The following is a 24,741-nucleotide window of genomic DNA, read 5'->3' as shown; positions in this document are numbered from 1 at the left end:
AATTGCATTATAAGGATTTAATATAGTTTTTAATAAATTGTAATGCTTCTGTTATCTTTTCAGGTTGTGTACCGCCGCCTTGGGCCATGTCCGGACGACCGCCACCTTTACCACCTACTTCAGGTGCAAGATGTTTAATCAAGTCGCCAGCTTTAACGCGATCTGTATATTGTTTTGGCACTGTTGCAATCAATGAAACTTTGCCTCCAACATCACTTGCTAAAATGATAATCGTATCTTGAAGTTTGGATTTAAAATCATCCATTGTTGTTCGAATTGCTTTTGCATTATCAACTTCAACTTCTGTAATTAATACAGGGAATTCATTGATTTGCTCAACTTGGCTCTTAATATCGCCCATTTTGAGTTGGTTGAGTGCTTTATTTTTTTCTTCAATCGTACGTTGTAATTCTTTTTCATTATGTTGTAATTGCTCAATTTTTTCTGAAACTTGTTCATCTGATTTTGCTTTGACTAAAGATTTAATTTCATTAAAGCGCGCGAGGTATTGTTCTAAATACAAGAATGCTTTTTGTCCTGTAACGGCTTCAATGCGTCTGACACCCGCACCTGTTCCGGACTCACTTGTAATTTTAAAGAGACCAATTTCTGAAGTGTTATTCACATGTGTTCCACCGCAGAGTTCGATTGAGAATGGACTCATATCAACAACACGAACAACATCACCGTATTTTTCTCCAAATAGTGCCATAGCGCCTTTGGCTTTTGCATCTTCAATATTCATTTCTTGAATATCTACATTAATGCTATTCCAAATTTCCTCATTAACGAGTTGTTCTACACGTTCGATTTCTTCTTGTGTCATAGGCGCAATATGTGAAAAATCGAAGCGAAGTCGCTCGCTATCCACAAGTGAACCTGCTTGATTAACATGTTCACCTAATACAGTTTTTAATGCAGCATGTAGTAAATGCGTTGCACTGTGGTTTTTCATAATCGCCTTTCTCGCTTGGCTGTTCACTTTAGCTGTAACATTTGCTGATTCTTGTACTTCGCCAAATTGAACAATACCTGTGTGTAAGTGTTGCCCATTAGGCGCTTTAATCACATCTGTAACTGCGATTTCGAAATGGTCATTTGTAATCACACCTTTATCAGCAACTTGTCCACCACTAACAGCATAAAACGGTGTTTGATTTAGAATAAAATGGATTGTTTCACCGGCATCTGCAGAACTTACACGTGCCCCATCTAAAATAATATCAGTAATCACTGCGTCTGTTTCAAATGTTTCGTATCCTAAAAATTGACTTGGTGTTTTAATTGCTTTTAAGACTTCACTTTGAACTTGCATTGACTGATTATTTTGTCTCGCTTTTCTTGCACGTTCACGTTGGGCATCCATATGAGATTCAAATGCATCCATATCAATTTGCAAGCCTTCGTTTACGGCAATTTCCTCTGTTAATTCGATTGGGAAACCGTACGTATCATATAATTTGAAAGCATCTTCACCATTGATGATACGATCTGATGCTTTCGCAGTACTAATGAACTGATTAAGTATAGAAAGACCTTCTTCAAGCGTTTCATGAAAACGCTCTTCTTCAGATTTAATGACACGCGCAATAAAATCTGCCTTTTCTTTAACATTTGGATAATAAGGTTCCATAATTTCTGCCACAATGTCGACGAGTTGATACATAAAAGGTTTATTGATGTCTAATGACTGGCTAAATCGAACCGCACGACGTAATAAACGACGCAATACATAACCACGTCCTTCATTCGCTGGAAGTGCGCCATCAGAAATAGCGAAAGCAATCGTACGAATATGGTCTGCAATCACTTTAAATGCAACATCATGTTGCGCATTAACGAGATATTTTTTTCCTGAAACAGCTTCGACTTCTGCAATAATTGGAATAAATAAGTCTGTTTCATAGTTTGTGCGTACATTTTGGGAAATCGATGCCATACGCTCTAATCCCATGCCGGTATCAATATTTTTACTTGGTAGTGGTGTATAAGTATGATCTTTATTATGATTATACTCACTGAACACTAAATTCCATACTTCTAGATAACGCTCATTTTCTCCACCAGGATACATTTCTTCAGCTGGATCATCTTGTCCATAAGCTTCTCCACGGTCATAAAATATTTCAGTATTAGGTCCAGATGGTCCTTCCCCAATGTCCCAGAAATTTCCTTCAATTCGGATAATACGATCCTCCGATAAACCTATAAGATTAGACCATAAATCATATGCTTCCGTATCTTCGGGATGAATTGTCACATAAAGTTTTTCAGGTTCCATTGCCATCCATTTCGGGCTCGTTAAAAACTCCCAAGCAAACTCAATCGCTTCTTTTTTAAAGTAATCCCCAATTGAAAAGTTTCCAAGCATTTCAAAAAATGTATGGTGACGGGCTGTAAAACCTACATTTTCAATATCATTTGTACGAATAGACTTTTGTGCATTAACGATACGTGGCTTTTTTGGTATTTCACGGCCATCAAAATATTTTTTCAAAGTGGCTACCCCTGAATTAATCCATAACAGGGAATCGTCATCAATGGGTACAAGGGGAGCTGATGGTTCAACCATATGCCCTTTTTCCACAAAGAAATCAATATACATTTGTCTAATGTCACTTGCTTTTAAGTTTTTCATCTTTACAACTCCTCATTTCATAAATACAAAAAAACATTCGTCGCAGAAAGGGACGAATGTTCGCGGTACCACCCTAGTTACAGCATGTATCCATACTATCACTCTTTGTTTTTATTATTAATGATACATAGTAGCGTTCAATGTATCGACTCGTACTTTTCCAGCAACAGTACGTCTCTTTAAAAGTCGATTAACACCTACTCGGCTATGCACGTGAACTTAATATGATTATATAAAAAAGAATTAAGCTTTGTCAATTTCAAGAAAATCGTATGGTGTGACTTCACCCATATTAATCATAGGATTGATTTTAAACATGGTTGCTTCGGTCAATTCGATTGGTAAGTCCTCTTGATTGTCTTGATTATATTCTTCAGTGTCATTATTAAAATATTGCGTTAAAAATGAATGTAATTGTGTTAAACGTGCCTTACCTTCTGTGGCTAGCCCCATATTGAAAGCTTCTGAATCACCTAAAAATACAAGAGATTGTTTAGCCCGTGTCAATCCCGTATAAAGAATCGGCTTTTGAAGCATTCGATAATATTGTTTGACGATGGGCATAAGAACAATCGGAAATTCTGAGCCTTGCGCTTTATGAATAGAGGTACAATAAGCATGTGTAAGTTCTGTTAAATCTGATTTCATATAAGTGTTTTCATTACCGTCATAATCTACGACAACGACATCTTTGTTAAGGGCATTTTCTTTCGCCCAAAAAATGCCGACAATGATGCCAATGTCACCATTAAAAACATTGTCGTTCGGTCTGTTGATGAGTTGTAATACTTTATCGCCTTTACGATAAATCACATCACCAAATACAATTTCTCGCTTAGACTTATCTTGAACTGGATTAAGAATGGATTGTAAAATCTGATTTAATCTTTTAATACCAGCGTTCCCTCTATACATAGGTGCTAAAACTTGAATGTCAGCCATCGTATAACCTTTTTGTACTGCATTATTTACAACCTTTTCAACGACGTCAGGAATTTGTTCGGTACTACAGGGTATAAAAGAACGATCATGGAAACGCTGGGTAATATCAACAGGCTCACCTAGTTTCATTTTGTGTGCAAGTTCTATAATACTTGAACCCTCTTGTTGTCTGTATACTTCAGTTAAATTAATTCTAGGTAGCACATTCGAATCGATAAGGTCTTTAAAAACCTGCCCCGGACCAACGGATGATAACTGGTCTTCATCCCCAACGAAAATGATTTGTGCATCTAACGGCACGGCAGCCATAAATTGATGGAATAACCACGTATCCACCATAGACATCTCATCTATAATAATTAGTTTGGCATTAATTTCATTATCCAAAATATCATCCGGCTTCGTTTCTTGATTCCAACCTATTAAACGATGTATCGTCATGGCTTCTAAGCCTGTTGATTCATGCAATCGTTTCGACGCACGTCCCGTTGGTGCTGCTAAAACAATTGGATAGTCGTTATCATGGTAATCATCATAATCAAGAGACACACCATGAATCTCTGAGTAAAGTTGAACGATACCTTTAATAACCGTTGTTTTCCCTGTTCCCGGACCACCAGTTAATAACATAACTTTATGATTGATTGCACATTCTAACGCTTCTTTTTGAGAGGTAGCATAATGGACTTCATTCATCTCTTCGATTTCACCAATATGCAGTTGAATATCTGAACGTTCAAATTGCGTCAGTGCTTCATTATGACTATAAACTCTGAATAAATTTTGTGTGCTTTTAATTTCAGAATAATATAGACTTGGTATGGCAATCATGTGATCAACTTCTATTAACTTTTTTTCTTCAGTCAATTGAACCATGATGTCTTCAATGGCTTCATAACGAATGTCTTCACCCTCATTTTTAGAAAGAAGTTGTATGGTCTCATTGATAAGCGCCTCTTGTGGTAAGTACGTATGCCCTTGTTTAATACAAGTTTCTTCAACTAAAAATAATAGCCCGGCTTTTAGACGATCAGGATGATTCGGATGAATGCCTAATTGCTGTGCAAGTTGATCCGCTTTTTGAAAACCAACTCCCTTGATATCGTAAACCAATTGATAAGGATTTTGATCTAGTACATTAAGCGTTTCATGTTGATAAAATTTATAAATATCCATCGCTAATTTTGATCCAAATCCTAATTCATTGAGGCGTATCATCACTTGTTCACTTTCTTGATTGGTAATAATTTGCTGCACAATTTGTTCTTGCTTCTTTTTAGAAAGTTTTGGAACCTTTTCGATGACTTGATTATCTTTCAATATTTCATTAATTGCATTTTCTCCGATTGTTTCGACAATCAGTTCTGCTGTTTTTTTACCAATACCTTTGAATAAGTCGCTTGATAAATATGCAATTACCGCATCTTTAGTTTGTGGAATTTCTTTCTGGAAAGTTTCAGCTTTTAACTGTTTACCATACTTTGGATGTTGGACAACGCTTCCTTTAAATAAATACGTTTCATCTTCGACCATATTTGGAAAATATCCAACGACTGTGACCATGTCATCGAAGTCGCCATTTGAATCTTGTACATCGACTTTCAGCACTGTATAGTAGTTTTCGTTATTTTGGAACAATATCATTTCAACTGTCCCTTTTACATAGGTTTGATCAAACAGTGTTGGATTATCCATCATTAGTCCTCCTTATCTTGTATGGCACGAAACGTTTTAATAGCATGATGACTTAACAAATGATTTTCATCCATTGTGATTGCACGTTCAAAACCTTGAATTGCCGCTTCAACATTACCATTCAGCATAAATAATGCTAATGTGAGATTATATTGCGCATCCGCATGACGATTGTCTTTTTCTAAAATTTGATTTAGAACTGGCACAGCTTGCTCAAACATCTCTAACTCACACATTAATAATCCAAATTGGAATTGTACTTCTATATCTTCAAATTCAGTATCTAATTCAGCAGCACGCATTAAATATGGTAATGCTTGTTTTTTCGCATCTAATTCAATAAAAGAGCGACCAAGCATATAATTGGTGTCTTTATTATTTAATTCGTTCGACATGGCTTGTTGATATAATTTAATGGCTTCTTGATATCGCGCTTCATTAAAATATACATTAGCGAGATTATAGTAAATCACACCATGATTCGGATTAATCGTAATGGCTTTCTGGAAAAACCGCTCTGCTTTTTCGACTTCTCCCGCTTCGGCAAGTAGTATCCCTGAATTGATATAGTTTTCTACTTCTTCTGGATGCGCTTCAATATTATCAAAGCTCGCTTGTAACGCATCCTCATATTTGCCTTCTTTTATTAATTGATGAATTTTTTCTTGGTTCATAATGTCACCTTTTCTTATACAACGTAATCAAGCTGTCTTTCATTTTTGTAAACATCGTCAATCGTTGCCCCACCTAAACAAACTTCTCCGTCATAGAGAACAACGGCTTGACCAGGTGTAATGGCACGAACAGGTGTGTCAAATGTGACTTTGATAGCATCTTCTGAATGCGCTGTAACGGTCACGCCAATATCTTGTTGTCGGTATCTAAATTTAGCCGTACATTTAAGAGGCACTGTCAAATCAACTTGATTGACAAAGGATACATCTGAAGCAATTAAATAATCACTATATAAAGCATCATGGTGGAATCCTTGTTCAACATATAAAATATTTTGTTCTAAGTTTTTACCTACTACAAACCAAGGCTCTCCGTCTCCACCAATACCAAGTCCGTGTCTTTGACCAATTGTATAGTACATTAAACCTGTGTGTTGTCCTTTTTTTTCACCTGTTAAAGTTTGCATTTCACCAGGTTGTGCCGGTAAATATTGAGATAAAAATGTTTTAAAATTACGTTCACCAATGAAGCAAATGCCAGTAGAATCTTTTTTCTTAGCCGTTGCCAAATCTTGTTCTAAAGCAATTTCTCGTACTTTTTTCTTATCGATATCACCAATTGGAAACATGACTTTTTCTAATTGTTGATTTGTTAATTGATTTAAGAAATAAGTTTGGTCTTTATTATTATCTACACCTCTAAGCATTTCTACTGAACCGTCATCATTTCTTCTTACGCGCGCATAGTGTCCTGTTGCCACATAATCAGCGCCAAGCTTTAATGCATGCTCTAAAAATGCTTTGAATTTGATTTCTTTATTACACATGACATCAGGATTAGGTGTGCGTCCTTTTTTATATTCATCTAAGAAATAAGTAAACACCTTGTCCCAATATTCTTTTTCAAAGTTGACAGCATAATAAGGAATACCGATTTGGTTACATACAGCAATCACATCATTATAATCTTCAGTGGCAGTACATACGCCATTCTCATCAGTATCATCCCAGTTTTTCATAAAAATACCAATTACATCGTAACCTTGCTCTTTGAGTAAATGGGCAGTCACAGAACTATCTACGCCGCCTGACATCCCAACTACTACACGTGTATTTTGATTTGTCACGTATTTTCCTCCTTAAATTTTAAATAGATTTTTTGAATTTCAGTTGCAATCAATTGCATATCTCTAGCAGTCAATTGTTCGTTGATACTAATGCGAACGGATTGATTTACTCTTGGACTATTTTCACCAAACATTGCTAACAGCACATGTGACGGTATAGTGGATCCTGCGGTACATGCCGAACCAGACGATACATAAATGCCAGCAAGATCTAGCAAAGTAAGTAACGTTTCTACATCTATAAACGGAAAGTATAAGTTAATAATATGATTCGTACTATCAATCATAGAGCCATTGTATTCAAAAGGGATGGCACGATCTTGCAGCGCGACAAGTAGCTGCTCACGTAATTGTGCTAGATGAACATTGTTATCATCACGTGATGATTCCGCAATTTTGAGCGCTTCTGCTAATCCAACGATTTGTGCTAAGTTTTCAGTTCCAGCTCTTCTTTTTGTTTCTTGTTCTCCACCTAACTGAGAAAAAGTAACACGTGTTCCATTTTTAATATAAAGTACACCGACGCCTTTTGGGCCCCCAAACTTATGCGCAGTCATACTGAGCGCATCTACCTTTAAATCTTCTACATCAATCGGCAAATGCCCTACAGCTTGTACAGCATCCATGTGAAAGTATGCTTCATAAGGCGCCAGTACTTGCTGAATATCATATACGTGTTGAACTGTCCCAACTTCATTATTAACAAACATAATCGACACAAGCGTTGTGTCCTCTCGCAAACTGTTTCGCAATTGCTCGATATCGACTAGGCCTTCAGGTGTTACATCTAAATAAGTAACTTCGAATCCTTGTTCTTCCAGGTACTCAAAAACGTGCAACACAGAATGATGCTCGATTTTTGTTGTAATTAGATGTTTGCCCTTTGATTGATTTGCGTAAGCGATGCCTTTGATGATTGTATTATTGGATTCAGTTGCACCACTCGTAAATACAACTTCATTGGGTTGTGCATTCAAGTAGTTTGCTACCGTACGTCGAGATGCATCAAGCAAGCTTCTCGCATCACGTCCTTGTGAATGAATAGATGAAGGGTTACCAAAATGCGTTTGGTAGATGGTCATCATTTTATCAACAACTTCTGGTTTAACAGGTGTTGTTGCAGCATAATCTGCATAAACGCCCATAATCACGTCAATCCTTTCTCATAATCAATGTTCCTATTTTAGCATTTGCGGTATAAAAATTCTAGTACGTCGTTTTACTGATTTCACGTTGTTTTATCTTCATTGTAATCTTTCAAATAAGAGAGTTCAACGATAGCATTAAGCAATTTTCATGAGTTCACTATTTAGAAAATGTTATACTCTATTCTGAAAAGGAGTGTTTTAGATATGACAAAACAAATGAAATACTCTGCCTTAAATCTTGTTCCTATACGTGAAGGCAGTTCTGATATAGATGCAATTGAGCAAATGGTCGATTTTGCTAAGCATCTTGAGCAACAAGAATATGAACGTTTGTGGATTGCAGAACATCACAATGCTCCAAATTTAGTCAGTTCAGCAACCGCGATACTTATTCAGCATGCATTAAGCCAAACGACGCACATGAGAATCGGTTCAGGCGGTATTATGTTGCCTAATCATGCGCCATTAATTGTTGCCGAACAATTTGGAACACTAAAAACGATATATGGAGACCGTGTCGATCTTGGTTTAGGCCGAGCACCGGGAACGGATATGGCAACAGCCAGTGCTTTAAGAAGAGATCAGCATGATGGTGTGTATAAATTTCCTGAAGAAGTTCAACAATTATTAAAATATTTTGGACCCGACTCTAATCAAGGCTACGTTAAAGCAATTCCCGCTGTTAATAAAAATGTGCCGCTGTATATTTTAGGATCATCTACCGATTCAGCACATGTAGCTGCTCGAGAAGGTTTACCTTATGTTTTCGCAGGGCATTTCGCTCCACAACAAATGAAAGAAGCCCTTGCAATATACAAAGAACTCTTCCAACCTTCAGCCTATTTGAAAGAACCTTATATTATTGTTGCTTTAAATGTCATTGTTGCTGATACCTTTGAAGAATCACAATATTTAGCTACAACACAAGCGCAAGTTTTTGCAAGCATTTTAAATGGGCGTATGCGTAAAATGCAACCCCCAACAGACGATTTGGGTGATGTTTTATCACCACGTGAAGTCGCTCTTGCAAAAGCACGTTTACAAGATTCTATTATTGGAGACAAAGCTTCAGTTAATCAGCAATTAGATGCTTTTATTGAACAATATGGAGAAATTGATGAAATTATGGCTGTTAGTTATATTTATGATACAAAACTACAACACCGCTCATATCAGTATTTTAAAGAAATAATGGATGAAAGAAATCAACAATAAGATTTAACTGCAATTTATATCATTTTTGTAAATATTGAAGAGGAACATCTATTTAATATTGGTTCTTCATTTTTTATGGTGGGATGACATAAGTCATCCTGCTTTTTTGTACAAAAATAGCGCAAATGCCTCTATCATTTTAAGTGACTAAACCAAAAATAAAGGAGACATATTGCGCCTATGTGTAATGATATATTAAAGTTACTAAAAATTAAAGATAATAATATTAAAATCACTAAAGTTGAAGAAGATGTAGTTATTAGAGGTAAGAAATCTAACGTCATCTTTGGTACCCTTTCTTACAAGCCTATGACTTGTCCTCACTGTTATCATTCGAATCCAAACCGAATACACAAACACGGAAAACGTTTATCGCGAATTACTTTTTTAAGATTCCAAGAGATAGCAGTGTATTTAAATCTGTTAAAACAACGTTTTAAATGTATGGTTTGTGGTCGGACTTTTACTTCTAAAACAAATGTTGTTGAGGATAACTGTTTTATCTCAAACCATGTTCAGAAAGCCATTATAGATAAAGCAACACAAGTTCGCTCAGAAACTGATATCGCAAGTGATTGTAACGTTTCTGCATCTTCTGTAAAACGTGTAATTCATAAAGTAAGCAATGCCACTTTTCAATAGTGAAATTGCTTAAATAGATTGCGTACCGAGTCGAGACTCCCGAGGCATAGAGCCGAAACCGAAAATCCATTTTGGCTTCTTATGAGCTACAATAAAAGCCAAAATTAGTTGAGGTAAGGCGCCTGGGAAAGCGAGACTCGAAGAAGCAATCGGAAGTTTGCGACTTAATTATTATAGACACATAACCACCATATAAAGTGTACAGCCTTAATATTTCACAAAAAATAAGCTTCCAAGGGAAACCTTGGAAGCTTATTTATATGATAATGTTTAATTAAATTCTTATTTATCGTCGCCAGTAAACTTGTTTAAAGCGTCTTTAGCTTTTTCTTTAACGTTATCAATGGCTTCTTTAGCTTTACCTGAAGCTTTGTCACCTTTACCTTCATTTTCAAGTGACTTATTATCTGTTACATTTCCTACTGTTTCTTTAACGTTACCTTTTGCTTGTTCAAATTTATTTTCACTATTTGACATTTAAAGGCCTCCTTTATTAATAACTACTCTATTTATTCCACAAATCATGGAATTTAAACATCGTCATTAAAATTCTTCGTAAACAGCTGGATCTTGTCCTTTTCTTCTTCCATCTTTTTTAGTTAATTGATTAATTAATTGGATGTCTTCATCTGTAATATAGAAATTAAAGACATTTAGGTTTTCTTGCTGACGTTGAGCCGATGTTGCTTTTGGTATTGGCATCACACCATTTTGAATATGCCATTTTAAAATAATTTGCGCGGGTGTTTTATCATATTTTTCTGCTAATTGTCGTAAAACCGCTTCTTCCATAACGCCGTTATCCCGGCCTAATGGACTCCAAGCTTGAGTCAAAACACCTTTTTGCTGATGAAATTGAATCATCTCTTTTTGGTTAAAGTAAGGATGTAGCTCAATTTGGTTGACGACAGGTAATACGCCTGTTTCTTTTTCAAGCTGTTCTATATGCTCCGGCAAGAAATTACACACACCAATTTGACGTATTAAACCTGCTTTTTGTGCTGCAATCATAGCTTTCCAGGCTTCAACAAATAAGCCTTGCTTTGGATTTGGCCAATGAATTAAATACAAATCAATGTAATCTAAATGAAGACGATAAAGTGACTCTTGAATGGTTTCATAAACATTTGCATCTTTTTGATAACGGCCTGGTAATTTCGAAGTCACATAAATTTGATTTCTACCTATTTGACTATTTTGTATTGCTTTACCAACGGCACCTTCATTTTCATAGTTATATGCTGTGTCTAATACACGATATCCTAACTTGAGTGCTTCAGTTATCGCATGTGCACCTTGAGTGCCATTCAATTTATATGTCCCAAAGCCCAATTGATCAATATTATTACCATCTCTTAATTGAAACTGTTCCATAATTTGTAGCCTCCTTAGAATAACGTTGATTGAATCGTATTTTAAATATAGAACATATAGCCTTCGAGTTCGTCTCTTTCTTTATCATCTGCTAAAGATTGCAATGTTGTTTGATCAAGCACCTCTTTAACAGCATTTCTCATACGTAGCCATAGTTGTTGTTGTGCAGGTGGCTCTGATTCCATTCGTTCAACTATCGTCAGTGGCCCTTCTAATAAACGAATGATATCCCCCGCAGTAATTTCATTTGCGGGCATTTTTAACTCATAGCCCCCTTTTGCACCTCTAACGCTTCTAATTAAGCCTGCATTTCGCAAAGGTCCTACAAGTTGTTCTAAATATAAATCACTTAAATGATTTTCTTCAGCAATTGTTTTAAGCGACACACATCCAGTCCCTTGACGCTTTGCTAAGGCAATCATTAACGTTAAACCATATCTTCCTTTAGTCGATATTTTCATATTTTTACCTCACCTTATTTAATCCGATTTAGTTTGATTTTATCATTATTTATATTATTATAATACCAATGCAATCAGAGTACAAAACAAATCTTAACGGAGGGATAAAGATGTTAACCGAACCGTTAGCTTCGAGAATGAGACCTAGAAATATAGATGAAGTGATAGGACAAAGGCATCTCGTTGGCGATAAAGGGATTATTCGACGCATGGTAAATGCAAAAAGACTGTCTTCTATGATTTTTTATGGTCCTCCTGGCATAGGAAAAACAAGCATTGCTCAAGCTATTGCGGGAAGTACCGCATTTAAATTTAGACAACTGAATGCTGTAACTAATACTAAAAAAGATATGCAAATGATAGTTGAAGAAGCAAAAATGTCAGGACAAGTCATTTTGTTATTAGATGAAATCCATAGATTGGATAAAGCGAAGCAAGATTTTTTATTACCGCACTTAGAAAACGGGAAAATTGTATTAATAGGCGCTACAACTTCTAATCCTTATCACGCTATAAATCCTGCGATTCGCTCACGTGCACAAATTTTCGAATTATATCCTCTTGATAAAGACGATATCAAAGTAGCGTTGACACATGCGTTAGAAGATGAGGAGAGAGGATTACTGAGCTATGAGCCTGTCGTGGACGACGATGCTTTTGAATATTTTGCTACTCAGAGTCAAGGTGATGTACGCAGCGCTTTAAATGCATTAGAGCTTGCCGTACTGAGTTCTAGTGAGAAACCGCCACATATCACAATTCAAGATGCTGAAGATTGCCTTCAACGCGGGGCTTTTCTGAGTGATAAAGATGGTGATATGCATTATGACGTGATGAGTGCCTTTCAAAAGTCGATACGCGGAAGTGATGTCAATGCGGCATTACATTATTTAGCACGTCTCATTCAAGCTGGAGATTTACCAACGATTGCTAGACGTTTACTAGTGATTAGTTATGAAGATATTGGTTTAGCCTCTCCTGGTGCAGGACAACGTACACTCGCAGCAATCGAAGTGGCTGAACGACTTGGTTTTCCCGAGGCTAGAATTCCTTTAAGTCAAGCGGTTATCGAACTTTGTTTATCACCAAAATCCAATTCTGCTATCAAATCTATTGATGCTGCACTTAGTGATATCCGTAAAGGTCATGTAGGCCAAATCCCTGATTACTTAAGAGACGGTCACTATGAAGGCGCGAAATCTCTTGGACGCGCAATAGGATATCAATATCCTCATGATTTCTCTAATGGTTTTGTCGCCCAACAGTACTTACCTGATTTATTAGCAAAACGAGAATACTACGAGCCAAAAGACACTTCTAAAACAGAACAACATTTTAAACAAATCTATGACAATATTAAAAAGCAACAAAATCAGCTTCATCAAAAGTAAAAGGCGCTCTTGTTATTAATGACAATTAATTTATAAATTCTATTTGTAAAACACCTAGGACATCCATCCCTAAAAAAATAGCGCTAAGATGATTTTTAATGAAAAATCGTCTTAGCGCTTCTTTTTTAGGATAAAACTTTTTTAGTGTGCAATTTCTATACTTAACGATCTTTAATACGTTGTAATGGAATAGATTTCAGTATATCGTTACAAACATAACTGGCACATATTAAACCGACAACACTTGGTACGTATGCATTAGAAGAGGGTGGCATTTGAGCTTTTCTATTTTTGCCTTGAGCATCGCCTACCACTGTTTTGACATCTTCACGAATCACGATTGGACTTTCCCCTGAGAAAACAACAGGGATGCCCTTTTTAATGCCTTTTTGTTTTAATTTATTTCTTATTACTCGAGCGATTGGATCTGTATGTGTTTTTGAAATATCAGCAATTTCAAATTGTGTAGGATCTGTTTTATTGGCAGCACCCATGCTTGAGATAATTTTAATATCTCTCTTTAGACATTGTTCCATAAGATGAACTTTATAAATAATCGTATCACTTGCATCAACAATATAATCAATATCATAGTCATTAAATAATTGTTCATACGTTTCTTCAGTATAGAACATATGTAGAGGTGTGACTTTACAATCAGGATTGATCAGTTTAATGCGCTCTTCCATCAAAGCAACTTTACTTTTCCCAATTGTTGTTGTCAGTGCATGTATTTGACGATTCACATTTGTAATATCGACATCATCTTTATCAATTAAAATAATGTGACCAATGTTCGTACGTGCTAATGCCTCTGCTGCAAAAGAACCTACACCACCCACACCTAATACAGCTACTGTTGTTTGTTTCAACTTGTCTAATCCTTCTTGTCCGATTGCAAGTTCATTACGAGAAAATTGATGTTTCATATTAATCTCCTTCATAGCTAAGTTATACATTTATATGTAAAAGCATAAAAAATACGCAAGACAAAGTGTCTTGCGTACCGATAGAATCCGTCATGCCGTAGTTGAAAATGCTTGATCATTTTGGCCTGCTATATACAGGTGGGTGCCCTGTTTCTTGTTTTGCAAGTCCTCCTTGAGAGGCGTGTGCGCTGCAAGAAAACCCATTGGGCTCCCTGATCAAAGAGTGTTAGGTCAAAATACAAAAAGCGAACTTACGAACATTGCAGACGACTATCTTATGAATTCATCATATCACAAATCAGTGATTTAGCAAATAATAAGTTTATCATGCCGTGAAATGATATTTTAAATGTTTTTAATACGCAAAGACAATTCATCTAATTGGCGGTTAGATACAGGGCTCGGCGCATCTGTTAATAAATCTGTAGCCGATGCAGTTTTAGGGAATGCGATTGTATCACGTAAATTTGTACGACCTGACAATAACATCACAAAACGGTCCAGTCCTAATGCAATTCCGCCATGTGGAGGTGCGCCATATTTAAACGCATCTAATAAAAATCCGAATTGCTCTTGTGCTGCTTCATCAGAAAAACCAAGTGCTTTAAACATTTTTTGTTGTAATTCTCCATTATGAATACGGATAGAACCGCCACCTAATTCATAACCATTTAAAACGAGGTCATACGCTTGTGCTTGCGCTTTTTCAGGTGCTGTTTCTAATAATTCGATATCTTCTACTTTTGGTGAAGTAAATGGATGGTGTGCTGCTACATAACGACGCGCTTCTTCATCATATTCAAGCAATGGCCAGTCAGTAACCCATAAGAAATTCAATTGTTCAGGATCAATCAGACCTCTTTCTTTTCCTAATTTATTTCGTAAAGCGCCTAAACTTTGTGCAACGACCTCTTTTGTATCAGCAACAAATAACACGAGGTCTCCATCTTTAGCATTTGTGAGCGATTGTAATTTTTCAACATGCTCGGCTTCAAAAAATCGTGCAATAGGTCCATTCAAGCCATCTTCTACAACTTTAACCCATGCTAATCCTTTAGCACCATAAATATTAACAAATTCAGTTAAACCATCGATGTCTTTTCTTGTGTAATCTTTAGCACCATTTTCAACGACGATGGCTTTCACTTGGCCGCCACTTTCAACAGCACCTTTAAACACTTTAAAGTCCATAATTTGACCTAATTCTGAAACGTCAATCAATTCCATACCGAATCGTGTATCTGGTTTATCTGTTCCATATCTTTCCATTGCTTCAGCATAAGTCATACGTGGAAATGCATCTGTCAAAGTAACCTGTTTAACATCAGATACAACTTTTTTAGCCATTGCTTCACCTAATTGAATGACATCTTCTTGTTCAACGAAGCTCATTTCAATATCGATTTGTGTAAATTCAGGCTGACGGTCAGCACGTAAGTCTTCATCTCGGAAACATTTAACAATTTGATAATATTTGTCGAATCCACTAATCATAAGCAATTGTTTAAACAACTGTGGTGATTGAGGAAGTGCATAAAATTCACCCTCATGTACACGAGATGGGACAAGGTAGTCACGTGCGCCTTCAGGTGTAGACTTTGTTAAGACAGGCGTTTCCACATCATAAAAATCTTGATCATCTAAAAATGTACGAATTGATTTTGTAATTTGATGGCGCATTTTAAATGTTTGCGCTAACTTTTCGCGTCGTAAATCTAAGTAGCGATATTTAAGTCGAATATTTTCATCTACATTGACATTATCTTCATTGATAGAAAATGGGGGTGTCTCTGATTGATTAATAATTTCGATAGACTTCGCTTGTACTTCGATTTGACCGGTTTTAATTTTAGGGTTAATTGTTTCTGGATCTCTTTTCGTTACTGTACCTGTGATTTCAACAACATATTCTGAGCGAATACGTTCAGCAACTTTTAATGCTTCTTCAGAGAAATCAGGATTAAATACGACTTGTACATAGCCTTCTCTATCACGAACATCTACAAAGATAAGGCCCCCTAAATCTCTGCGGTTGTGGACCCAACCTTTTAATGTAATCTCTTGTCCTAAATATGCTTCTGTGACTAAACCACAGTACGTCGTTCGTTTGTTCATTACTTTCTTCCTCCATTAATATAGCTTTCAATTTCTTCAAATTTCATTGTTTTTGCTTCTCCCGTTGCCATATGTTTCACTGCAACTTCGCCATTTTCTAGTTCTTGATCCCCGATTACAATCGTATAGGTTGCGTTAAGACGGTCAGCTTGTTTCATTTGTCCTTTTAATTTACGTGACAAATAATCTTTATCAGCTGAAATGCCGTCATGTCTCAAACGGTTAAGTAATGTTACAGCATAATGATCCGCTTTTTCTCCCATAGTTGCAATAAATAAGTCGATTTGGTTTTCTTCTGGAAATTCGATGCCTTCTTCTTCTAAAGCTAATAGTAAACGTTCAATACTTAACGCAAATCCAATACCTGTTTCATTTGGTCCATCTAATAACTCTAACAAACCGTTGTAACGGCCACCGCCACAAAGTGTAGTGATTGCGCCATCATACGCTTCGTTATCCATCATCAATTCAAACGCTGTGTGCGTGTAATAATCTAATCCACGAACAAGTGTTGGATCCACTTCATACGGGATACCTAAACGATCTAAGTGTGCTTTCACTTCTTCAAAATACGATTTTGAATAATCGTTTAAATAATCAATGATCGAAGGCGCTGTTTTCATCTCTGGTTGATTGCGATCGACTTTGCAATCTAAAATACGCATTGGATTGGTCTCAATTCGATTTTGACAATCTTGACAATAATTATGGATGACAGGTCTAAAGTGTTCACGTAGCGCCTCTTGATATTCTTTACGTGATTCTGCATCACCAACACTATTAATGACAAGTTTAAGTTTTTTCAAACCAAATGATTGGTAGATATGCATGACTAATGCTAAAACTTCAGCATCAATACTTGGGTTTTCAGCACCAATCACTTCAACACCAAATTGATTAAATTGACGATAGCGTCCTTTTTGTTTTCTTTCATAACGAAACATTGGCCCATTATAATACAACTTAACAGGTTGATTAGGATTACCCTGCATTTTGTTTTCGATATAACTTCTTACTACAGCAGCTGTTCCCTCTGGTCGTAAAGTAATACTACGATCCCCTTTATCTTTAAATGTGTACATTTCTTTTTGCACAACGTCAGTTGAATCACCAACGCCACGTGCAAATAAATCTGTACTTTCAAATATAGGTGTTCTAATTTCTTGATAGTTATACAGTTTCATTAATTCATCTAATTTTGATTCAATATACTGCCATTTTGAAGTATCTTGAGGTAATATATCTTGCGTTCCACGCGGAATGTGAATCATCTTCATCTCTCCTTTATCATTGATTGCACCAGTCATCGAATTTTGAATAAAAAAAGCCCCTTGTATGACTTTTTGCATACAAGGGACGTACTTTAAGCCGTGTTGCCACCCTAATTAAGTACAATCAACTGTCACGATTGTACTTCACTCTATAGCCAGTAACGTTGGCCGTACGACTTTATTTTCATAAAGTACCTCTTCTTGTGTTCAACAACTTAACTTGAAGGTTTATCTTTCAGCCTAGGATAAACTCTCTGCATTTCTTCATGAATCTAAAAAGTCTCTTCAAGAATACTAACGGTGATAAATATAAAATTCATTCATTATCATAACTGTTTTTATGTTCAGTTTCAAGATGTTAACTTAAAAAATAATTTTTTAATCCATCAACGATAGCAGTTTCAACTATCTTTCTATGATTTGTATCTCTAATCAACACTTCGTCAGTTGGATTACTAATATAGCCAAGTTCAAGTAAAACAGCAGGCATTTCTGTTTGTCGTAAAACTTGATAGTTTTCTTGTCTTGGACCACGATCAGATAATATCGCTTTCTTTTGAATACTTGCATTTAAAGTTTCCGCAAGTGCTTGTTGCTGTTCGTGGAACCAATAAACGGTTGCGCCATTCGCATTTGGTGAGTCAAGCGCATCATTATGAATGCTGATAAAAACATCGCCTTTTAAGTTTCTATCTTTCAATTTAACATACTCATCCTTAGTGCGTGTTAATTTGACTTTTGCACCTTCTTTTTCAAGCAGTTCTTTTAATTCTAAACTTGTTTTTAAAGTCATATTTTTTTCTAAAGTTTTCTTACCCGTTTGACTGGCAGCACCCTGATCTCCGCCACCATGTCCCGGATCAAGAACGATCACTTTATTCTTTAATGGATGGGCATAAGGGTTTTCATCTTCCTTAATGTCTAGATTCGTATGCCAGCCAGCAATCCAACCTTTTTCTTTGCCATCTGGTGAACGTACTTCTACCCATTTGCCGCTTTGCCCTATTTTGATAAAGCTATCGCCTTCTTTAACTTTATATATCACTGGAAATGCAGCATTAGGGCCCGTTCTAATTTCTGCATCTTCCACAACATGAATTTGGCTCGTATGACTCTCTTTAATTAAAATAAAGGAAATGAGGATTGCAATGATAACAGCCAAAATAAGTAACGCTAAATAAAATCTATGCGGTTTGATTCTCTTTTTCTTTAACCATTGATCTACTTTTTTCATAGGATTTTGCCATCTATACTTTCATAGATTATCGTCACGGGTCCATCATTTTGAATATCTACAAGCATATCTGTTCCAAATTGACCTGTTTCAACTGCCAAATGATAAGTACGTAATTGCTCATTAAAATATAAATATAGCGCATTGGCTTCATCTGGAGACATTGCTTTACTAAATCCTGGTCGATTGCCTTTTCGCACATCCGCATATAAGGTGAATTGTGAAATTGACAAAATATCGCCTTCGATTTGTTGGACATTTAAATTTAATTTGCCGTTGTCATCCTCAAAAATGCGAGAATTTGCAATTTTCTTAGCGAGTACATCTGCATCCGCTTTTGTATCATTTTCGCCAACGCCTACGAGTAAGCATAAACCACGATCTATAGAGCGCGCTATTTGGCTGTTTTTCACACTTGCAGCTTGCACACGTTGTACAACGATTCTCATAATTAAGCACTCCTAATTCCAAACTCGTGTTACTGTATAGATATCGCCGAGTTGTTTAATTTTATCAGCAACTTTATACACTTCATGTACATTTTTTACCATAATACTTAAATTAATAACAGCATTTTTATCAATATCAGATTTACCTGCTACTTTAATTAATTGACTAGAGGTGCTATTCACTGCTTGTAAAACCTCATTTAACAAGCCATTTCTGTCGTAAGCAGTGACTTCTAAATCTACTTGATATTTCTGAGCTGCATTTTTAGATTTGACCCATTCCACATCAATTAAACGCTCTTTTTCGTTTTGAATATTTGGACAATCCGTACGGTGCACTTTTATACCATGACCTTTTGTAATATAGCCTAATATTTTATCACCTGGTATCGGATTGCAACATTTGGATAACTTAATTAGAACATTATCTAAACCTTCAACATACACACCTGAATCTGTCGTAATGTGATCTTTAATAGGTGCTGATTTCGTCACTTGTTGTGCCTGATTCAATGCTTTTTGCTTGTTTTCGATACGAATTCTTTCAGTCAGTTTGTTGACGATTTGAGCTGATGTCACACCCCCGAAACCAACTGCAGCATATAAATCATCTTCATTGGCAAAATTATACTTATCATTTACTATTTTTAAATTACGTTCAGTTAATAGTTCGTCAGGTTTAAAGCCTTGCTCTTTAAGTTCAGCTTCCACCATAAACTTACCTTTTTCAATATTTGAAGAGCGATCTTGCTTTTTAAAGAAACTTTTAATTTTACTTTTAGCACTTGATGAACGTACGATTTTTAACCAATCACGGCTTGGACCATATGAATGCTTACTCGTTCTAATTTCAACGATATCGCCGGTTTGTAACACGTAGTCAATCGGCACAATTTTACCGTTTACTTTTGCACCTATCATTTTATTGCCGACTTCACTGTGAATTGCATATGCAAAATCAATCGGTACCGCGCCGTACGGTAACTCAATTACATCACTCGCTGGTGTAAAAGCGTAAACTTTATCACTTTGTAAATCAAATTTAAGTGACTCAATAAATTCTTGCGCATCAGAAGAAGTATGATCAGTTTCTGCAATATCTTTTAGCCAATTTAGCTTTTTATTATATGTTTCACTATCTTTGTCAACTTGTTTTCCCTCTTTATAAGCCCAATGCGCTGCAACCCCATGCTCTGCGATTTCATGCATTTCAAAAGTACGAATTTGGATTTCTAATGGGTCGCCATTCGGACCAACGACAGTCGTATGCAATGACTGATACATATTTTGTTTTGGCATCGCAATATAATCTTTAAAACGACCAGGCATCGGTTTCCATAGGGTATGGACGAGACCTAATACGGCGTAACAGTCTTTGATAGAGTTAACGATAACACGTACAGCAAGCAAATCAAAAATCTGATCGAACTGTTTCTTTTGCTTCATCATTTTACGATAAATACTGTAGATATGTTTGGGGCGACCATTGATTTCACCACTAATTTCCATAATATCCATTTCTTTACGTATATTTTGAATTGCGTTTTCAATATAAGCTTCACGTTCGCTTCGTTTCTTTTTCATGAGATTAACAATTCTAAAATATTGAACATTATCAATATATCTTAGTGCAATATCCTCTAATTCCCACTTAATTGTATTGATCCCTAAACGATGGGCAAGCGGTGCATATATTTCCAATGTTTCTTTTGAAATTCGAATTTGTTTCTCACGAGGCATTGCACGCAAAGTCCTCATATTATGTAATCGGTCAGCTAATTTAACTAAAATGACACGTACATCTTTAGCGATTGCAATAAATAATTTACGATGATTTTCAGCTTGTTGCTCTTCTTTCGAACGGTATTTTACCTTTTTTAATTTCGTAACCCCATCGACAATTGTCGCAATTTCCACATTGAACATTTCTTCAACATCATCAAAAGTATACGGCGTATCTTCAATCACATCATGTAAAAAACCTGCAACAATCGTTGGGCCATCGAGATGCATTTCAGTTAATATACCTGCCACTTGAATAGGGTGCATTATATAAGGTAAACCGTTTTTACGAAATTGTCCTTCGTGTGCTTGGTAAGCGATGTGATAACTTTTTAATACATATTCATATTGTTCGCTGTCTAAATATGTTTTTGCTTTATGCAATACCTCATCTACACTATATGGATATTCGTTATTCATTATGGTCACCCCCACGTTATAAATAATAATTCTATCATACTACATGATTAAAAATAATTGAACCGTATCACAACGCATAATTTTATTACAAAAGAATAATAAAAGTGTCAATAATTTTAGTTTTTCAATACTTGATTACATTTTAAAATGTTTACTCTGTTTATTTAAAGCGTTTATTTAAAATATAGAAGCAACAGCAAATGATATCAATCGACCTCAACGTAACATTTAATATAATAAAAAAAGTGAGACTGAAATCTATAATAAAACGAAGATTTCTTAATCTCACTAAATTCCAACATACAATGATGTGTATGTTAGAAACTTTTGATTCTATGAACTATTCATTATACGTGATTAAACGCATCACGTCGTAATCTTTAATTTTTTCTATACCATTTAAGTAAGCAAGTTCAATAATAAATGCAATGCCAGCAACGATACCGCCTTGTTTCTCAACAAGATGAATAGCCGCTTCGATTGTTCCACCTGTAGCAAGCAAATCATCAGTAATTAATACTCTTTGACCTGGTTTGATTGCGTCTGCATGCATTGTGAGTACATTGCTTCCGTATTCTAGGTCATATTCATAACGGATGACTTCACGTGGAAGCTTCCCTTCTTTACGAACAGGTGCAAAACCGATTCCCATTGCATATGCAACAGGACATCCGATGATAAAACCACGTGCTTCTGGTCCTACGACAATATCAACGTTTTTCTCTTTTGCATATTTAACGATTTGATCTGTCGCATAGCCGTATGCTTCTCCGTTGTCCATGATTGTTGTAATATCTTTAAAATTAACGCCTGCTTTAGGCCAATCTTTGACTTCAGATACATATTTTTTTAAATCCACTTAAATCCTCTCCTCATTCAATCCCTGCTAATTCATTAACAAACCAAGACTTAATGGCATCAAATTCTTCATATAAGAGCTGTTTTTCAACTTCAATTCGCTGTACCCGTGCTTGATAAATGCGACTAGCTGAAATAGACTGCTTTTCACGAGAATGCGCAATCTCAATTATACCATCTTTTTGTGAAATAATTTGTAAGTCTAAGAAAACTTTTAAAATAAATTTCAGCATAGCGGGTTTAATTTGCAAATATTGACTCAGTGCCATACCTTCAGTTTCTAGATTTGTTTTACCCTTTTGAAATAGTGCTTTATAACATTTTTTAAACGTATCATCTTTCGGTAAACCTTCAAAATAAATAGAATGTTGATGCTCAAATACAAGATAAATTTGAGATGCTTTAATGTAACGACATGACAGCTTTATATCTTCCATAGTAAGTGGTAAATCTCTCATTACACATTTATCATAACCTTCTGGAATGACCTCGCCATAATAGAATTCATGATGACTAGATTTATCTTTATTTGGATGTATCAGATAACACACTTGATCTTTACCCTCAAATCGAGGTAACCGCTTATTTTTGCTGCGATAATCTAAAATCTGTCGATCATTACTTCTTACATCAGTCATTACAAATTGAGGCGTACGATTCCCATTCCATTCATTAATTTGAAGTTCACCAATGATATCTATTTCTTGGTCTTCCATTAATTCTTGGTTTAATTCACCATGATTCCAAAACAAGCCTTGTAAATTTTGTTCATTAAAAGTAACTTTAAGATGATTCTGATTTTGACCAATCGCTTTCGCTTGTTGGATGGTCAAGCCATCAATTTGAAATACAGGTCTGTTAAAATCCATGCCAAAAGGGCGTAACCGTTCTAAAGAGCGGATTTGTTCAATCGTTACATGTTCGATATTTAAAACAACATTAACCATTTTGACGGGTTGTAGATCATCGTCATTAAAACGTTCAGTCATCCATGTATTTAGCGCGTTTCTTAGCTGATCTACATTTTCTATCGGCATTGTTAATCCTGCAGCCATATGGTGACCACCAAATTTTGTAATTAATGTAGATTCCGAAGATAGAGCTTCAAACATTGAGACTTGCGAAATACTTCGGGATGAACCTTTTGCATGTTGTTGGGCTTCATCAATATTTAAAATCATAGTAGGCAAATGAAATGTTTCAACAATTCTTGAAGCCACAATTCCTAATACGCCTTCGTGCCAATTTTCTTTAGCTAAAACTAAAAATTTTTGACCCTCACTAACGGCTTCTTGAGCCATCTCCATCGCTTCCTCCACGATTTGTTGGACAATTTCTTTACGTTCCACATTGAAATGTTCCACTTGTTCTGCTAGAAATAGCGATTCTTCTGGATCATCTGACATTAATAATTCAGCCGCTAAACCTGCATCGTCTAAACGGCCTACCGCATTTAATCGAGGCGCAATGATAAAACCAATTGTTTCTTCATTAATATCATCTCGGTATTGTGCCTGATCTAATAAAGTGCGAATCGCCACGGGTGTCTCTTCATTGATATAAGTCAATCCTTTTTGAACAATCATCCGATTTTCATCAGTCAAAGAAACTAAATCAGCAATTGTCCCAATCATTGCTAAAACCCAAAATGAATGTGGCAATTCTTCTAAAAGCATATCTGCTAACTTAAACGCCACACCTGCACCACATAAATATTTAAATGGATAATTGAAATCAGGATGCATCGGATGGATAATTGCAAAAGCAGGAGGCAACGTTTCCCCCATTTCATGATGGTCTGTAACAATCACATCCACGCCTAGATTTTGCACAAGTTCAATTTCATGATGCCCTTGTATACCATTATCAACAGTAATAATTAACGTAACTCCTTCATCATAGGCATTTCTAAAGGCCATTTCGCTTGGCCCATATCCTTCTGTAAATCGGTTAGGGATATACCACCCTACAGTAGCACCAAGTTGTTGCAATGTTTTAACCATAATGGTCGTTGACGTTACACCGTCTGCATCATAGTCTCCATAAACAAGAATCTTTTCACCATTTTGAATTGCTTTATGTATGCGTGATATCGCTTTATCCATGTCACTTAATGCTTGAGGGTCATGTATCAAATGATTCGGTGCTAAAATGCGTTCAAGCTCTAATCCATCAGTGTACCCTTTGCTTTCTAGTATCGATTTCATCATCGGTGTCAATTTATATTTATCGACTAAAGCGTCATCAATCAAGCTATCAACTTGACGCGTTTGCCATTGAAAATTCGATTGTATCATAATCATTACCGCCTCTTTCTCAAAACGTATTATAACGAAAATTAGAGAAAATAAAAAGAACTTGGACATCATTGATGTT

Annotated in this window: 19 protein-coding genes and 1 other RNA gene; 3 read left to right on the top strand and 17 right to left on the bottom strand. The window is 35.9% G+C overall.

What is annotated here, in order from left to right; all coding sequences use genetic code 11:
• Positions 1–7: 7 nt before the first annotated feature.
• The 5 genes from alaS to MUA40_RS05785 form a co-directional block, all read right to left on the bottom strand.
• Positions 8–2,638 (bottom strand): alanine--tRNA ligase, encoded by a 2,631-nt coding sequence (alaS, locus tag MUA40_RS05805; protein ID WP_016425250.1) that lies wholly within the window; start codon positions 2,636–2,638, stop codon positions 8–10.
• 243 nt (positions 2,639–2,881) lie between these two features.
• The gene (recD2, locus tag MUA40_RS05800) at positions 2,882–5,275 is read right to left on the bottom strand and encodes an SF1B family DNA helicase RecD2 (protein WP_262570044.1); all 2,394 of its coding nucleotides are present in this window, start codon (positions 5,273–5,275) and stop codon (positions 2,882–2,884) included.
• A 2-nt stretch (positions 5,276–5,277) separates the two neighbouring features.
• Positions 5,278–5,952, bottom strand: a complete 675-nt coding sequence (locus MUA40_RS05795) for a tetratricopeptide repeat protein (RefSeq protein ID WP_262570084.1) — start codon at positions 5,950–5,952, stop codon at positions 5,278–5,280.
• Between the two features lie 11 nt (positions 5,953–5,963).
• Entirely contained in the window at positions 5,964–7,076 is a 1,113-nt protein-coding gene (gene mnmA / locus MUA40_RS05790; protein WP_016425253.1) for a tRNA 2-thiouridine(34) synthase MnmA, read from the bottom strand.
• On the bottom strand, positions 7,073–8,221 hold the full coding sequence (locus tag MUA40_RS05785) for a cysteine desulfurase family protein (protein WP_016425254.1): 1,149 nt from the start codon (positions 8,219–8,221) through the stop codon (positions 7,073–7,075). Before MUA40_RS05785 ends, mnmA begins: the two co-directional genes overlap by 4 nt.
• 207 nt (positions 8,222–8,428) lie before the next feature.
• Here MUA40_RS05785 and MUA40_RS05780 point away from each other — a divergent pair, with 207 nt between their 5' ends.
• The gene (locus MUA40_RS05780) at positions 8,429–9,439 is read left to right on the top strand and encodes an LLM class flavin-dependent oxidoreductase (RefSeq protein WP_016425255.1); all 1,011 of its coding nucleotides are present in this window, start codon (positions 8,429–8,431) and stop codon (positions 9,437–9,439) included.
• Between the two features lie 180 nt (positions 9,440–9,619).
• Positions 9,620–10,081, top strand: coding sequence for a transposase family protein (locus MUA40_RS05775; protein ID WP_155976504.1), 462 nt, complete (start codon positions 9,620–9,622; stop codon positions 10,079–10,081).
• Positions 10,082–10,363: 282 nt separating this feature from the next.
• On the opposite strand, the gene MUA40_RS05770 is transcribed toward MUA40_RS05775, so the two are convergent.
• The 3 genes from MUA40_RS05770 to cymR form a co-directional block, all read right to left on the bottom strand.
• Complete coding sequence (locus tag MUA40_RS05770; protein ID WP_016425257.1) at positions 10,364–10,558, bottom strand: CsbD family protein; 195 nt, start codon at positions 10,556–10,558, stop codon at positions 10,364–10,366.
• 66 nt (positions 10,559–10,624) lie between these two features.
• Positions 10,625–11,455 (bottom strand): aldo/keto reductase, encoded by an 831-nt coding sequence (locus MUA40_RS05765; protein ID WP_016425258.1) that lies wholly within the window; start codon positions 11,453–11,455, stop codon positions 10,625–10,627.
• 41 nt (positions 11,456–11,496) lie between these two features.
• Positions 11,497–11,916, bottom strand: a complete 420-nt coding sequence (cymR, locus tag MUA40_RS05760; protein ID WP_126496462.1) for a cysteine metabolism transcriptional regulator CymR — start codon at positions 11,914–11,916, stop codon at positions 11,497–11,499.
• 110 nt (positions 11,917–12,026) lie between these two features.
• Between cymR and MUA40_RS05755 the strand changes: the two genes are divergently transcribed.
• Positions 12,027–13,307 carry a replication-associated recombination protein A gene (locus MUA40_RS05755; RefSeq protein ID WP_262570040.1) on the top strand — a complete coding sequence of 427 codons (1,281 nt, stop codon included), beginning with the start codon at positions 12,027–12,029 and terminating at the stop codon, positions 13,305–13,307.
• Between the two features lie 161 nt (positions 13,308–13,468).
• Here MUA40_RS05755 and MUA40_RS05750 read toward each other — a convergent pair whose 3' ends face one another.
• The 9 genes from MUA40_RS05750 to recJ all read right to left on the bottom strand — a co-directional run bounded on the left by MUA40_RS05750 (position 13,469) and on the right by recJ (position 24,662).
• On the bottom strand, positions 13,469–14,236 hold the full coding sequence (locus MUA40_RS05750; protein WP_262570037.1) for a tRNA threonylcarbamoyladenosine dehydratase: 768 nt from the start codon (positions 14,234–14,236) through the stop codon (positions 13,469–13,471).
• Between the two features lie 80 nt (positions 14,237–14,316).
• Positions 14,317–14,508, bottom strand: a non-coding RNA gene (gene ssrS / locus MUA40_RS05745) — 6S RNA.
• A 73-nt stretch (positions 14,509–14,581) separates the two neighbouring features.
• Positions 14,582–16,351 (bottom strand): aspartate--tRNA ligase, encoded by a 1,770-nt coding sequence (gene aspS / locus MUA40_RS05740; protein WP_016425262.1) that lies wholly within the window; start codon positions 16,349–16,351, stop codon positions 14,582–14,584.
• Positions 16,351–17,622: a histidine--tRNA ligase gene (gene hisS, locus MUA40_RS05735; RefSeq protein WP_167733013.1), complete on the bottom strand. Its 1,272-nt coding sequence runs from the start codon at positions 17,620–17,622 to the stop codon at positions 16,351–16,353. The genes aspS and hisS overlap by 1 nt, the downstream gene beginning before the upstream one ends.
• A gap of 358 nt (positions 17,623–17,980) precedes the next feature.
• Positions 17,981–18,856, bottom strand: a complete 876-nt coding sequence (locus MUA40_RS05730; protein ID WP_155976444.1) for an N-acetylmuramoyl-L-alanine amidase family protein — start codon at positions 18,854–18,856, stop codon at positions 17,981–17,983.
• Complete coding sequence (gene dtd, locus MUA40_RS05725) at positions 18,853–19,305, bottom strand: D-aminoacyl-tRNA deacylase (RefSeq protein WP_016425265.1); 453 nt, start codon at positions 19,303–19,305, stop codon at positions 18,853–18,855. The genes MUA40_RS05730 and dtd overlap by 4 nt, the downstream gene beginning before the upstream one ends.
• Positions 19,306–19,317: 12 nt before the next feature.
• Positions 19,318–21,507, bottom strand: a complete 2,190-nt coding sequence (locus MUA40_RS05720) for a RelA/SpoT family protein (protein ID WP_126496465.1) — start codon at positions 21,505–21,507, stop codon at positions 19,318–19,320.
• A gap of 340 nt (positions 21,508–21,847) precedes the next feature.
• Complete coding sequence (locus MUA40_RS05715) at positions 21,848–22,366, bottom strand: adenine phosphoribosyltransferase (protein WP_016425267.1); 519 nt, start codon at positions 22,364–22,366, stop codon at positions 21,848–21,850.
• Between the two features lie 13 nt (positions 22,367–22,379).
• Entirely contained in the window at positions 22,380–24,662 is a 2,283-nt protein-coding gene (gene recJ / locus MUA40_RS05710) for a single-stranded-DNA-specific exonuclease RecJ (protein WP_126496466.1), read from the bottom strand.
• Between the last annotated feature and the right edge of the window lie 79 nt (positions 24,663–24,741).

Origin of the sequence: Staphylococcus schleiferi (genome assembly GCF_025558325.1) — a bacterium.
GTDB classification, from domain to species: domain Bacteria; phylum Bacillota; class Bacilli; order Staphylococcales; family Staphylococcaceae; genus Staphylococcus; species Staphylococcus schleiferi.
The sequence above is the reverse complement of the archived record's forward strand: the minus strand, read 5'-3'. Positions and strand labels throughout refer to the sequence as shown.

Excerpts from the sequence above, each read along its gene's own strand:
- alaS (WP_016425250.1), bottom strand. The coding sequence starts at position 2,638 with ATGAAAAACTTAAAAGCAAGTGACATTAGACAAATGTATATTGATTTC.
- recD2 (WP_262570044.1), bottom strand. The coding sequence starts at position 5,275 with ATGGATAATCCAACACTGTTTGATCAAACCTATGTAAAAGGGACAGTT.
- MUA40_RS05785 (WP_016425254.1), bottom strand. The coding sequence starts at position 8,221 with ATGGGCGTTTATGCAGATTATGCTGCAACAACACCTGTTAAACCAGAA.
- MUA40_RS05780 (WP_016425255.1), top strand. The coding sequence starts at position 8,429 with ATGACAAAACAAATGAAATACTCTGCCTTAAATCTTGTTCCTATACGT.
- MUA40_RS05775 (WP_155976504.1), top strand. The coding sequence starts at position 9,620 with ATGTGTAATGATATATTAAAGTTACTAAAAATTAAAGATAATAATATT.
- MUA40_RS05770 (WP_016425257.1), bottom strand. The coding sequence starts at position 10,558 with ATGTCAAATAGTGAAAATAAATTTGAACAAGCAAAAGGTAACGTTAAA.
- MUA40_RS05765 (WP_016425258.1), bottom strand. The coding sequence starts at position 11,455 with ATGGAACAGTTTCAATTAAGAGATGGTAATAATATTGATCAATTGGGC.
- cymR (WP_126496462.1), bottom strand. The coding sequence starts at position 11,916 with ATGAAAATATCGACTAAAGGAAGATATGGTTTAACGTTAATGATTGCC.
- MUA40_RS05755 (WP_262570040.1), top strand. The coding sequence starts at position 12,027 with ATGTTAACCGAACCGTTAGCTTCGAGAATGAGACCTAGAAATATAGAT.
- MUA40_RS05750 (WP_262570037.1), bottom strand. The coding sequence starts at position 14,236 with ATGAAACATCAATTTTCTCGTAATGAACTTGCAATCGGACAAGAAGGA.
- aspS (WP_016425262.1), bottom strand. The coding sequence starts at position 16,351 with ATGAACAAACGAACGACGTACTGTGGTTTAGTCACAGAAGCATATTTA.
- hisS (WP_167733013.1), bottom strand. The coding sequence starts at position 17,622 with ATGATTCACATTCCGCGTGGAACGCAAGATATATTACCTCAAGATACT.
- MUA40_RS05730 (WP_155976444.1), bottom strand. The coding sequence starts at position 18,856 with ATGAAAAAAGTAGATCAATGGTTAAAGAAAAAGAGAATCAAACCGCAT.
- dtd (WP_016425265.1), bottom strand. The coding sequence starts at position 19,305 with ATGAGAATCGTTGTACAACGTGTGCAAGCTGCAAGTGTGAAAAACAGC.
- MUA40_RS05720 (WP_126496465.1), bottom strand. The coding sequence starts at position 21,507 with ATGAATAACGAATATCCATATAGTGTAGATGAGGTATTGCATAAAGCA.
- recJ (WP_126496466.1), bottom strand. The coding sequence starts at position 24,662 with ATGATACAATCGAATTTTCAATGGCAAACGCGTCAAGTTGATAGCTTG.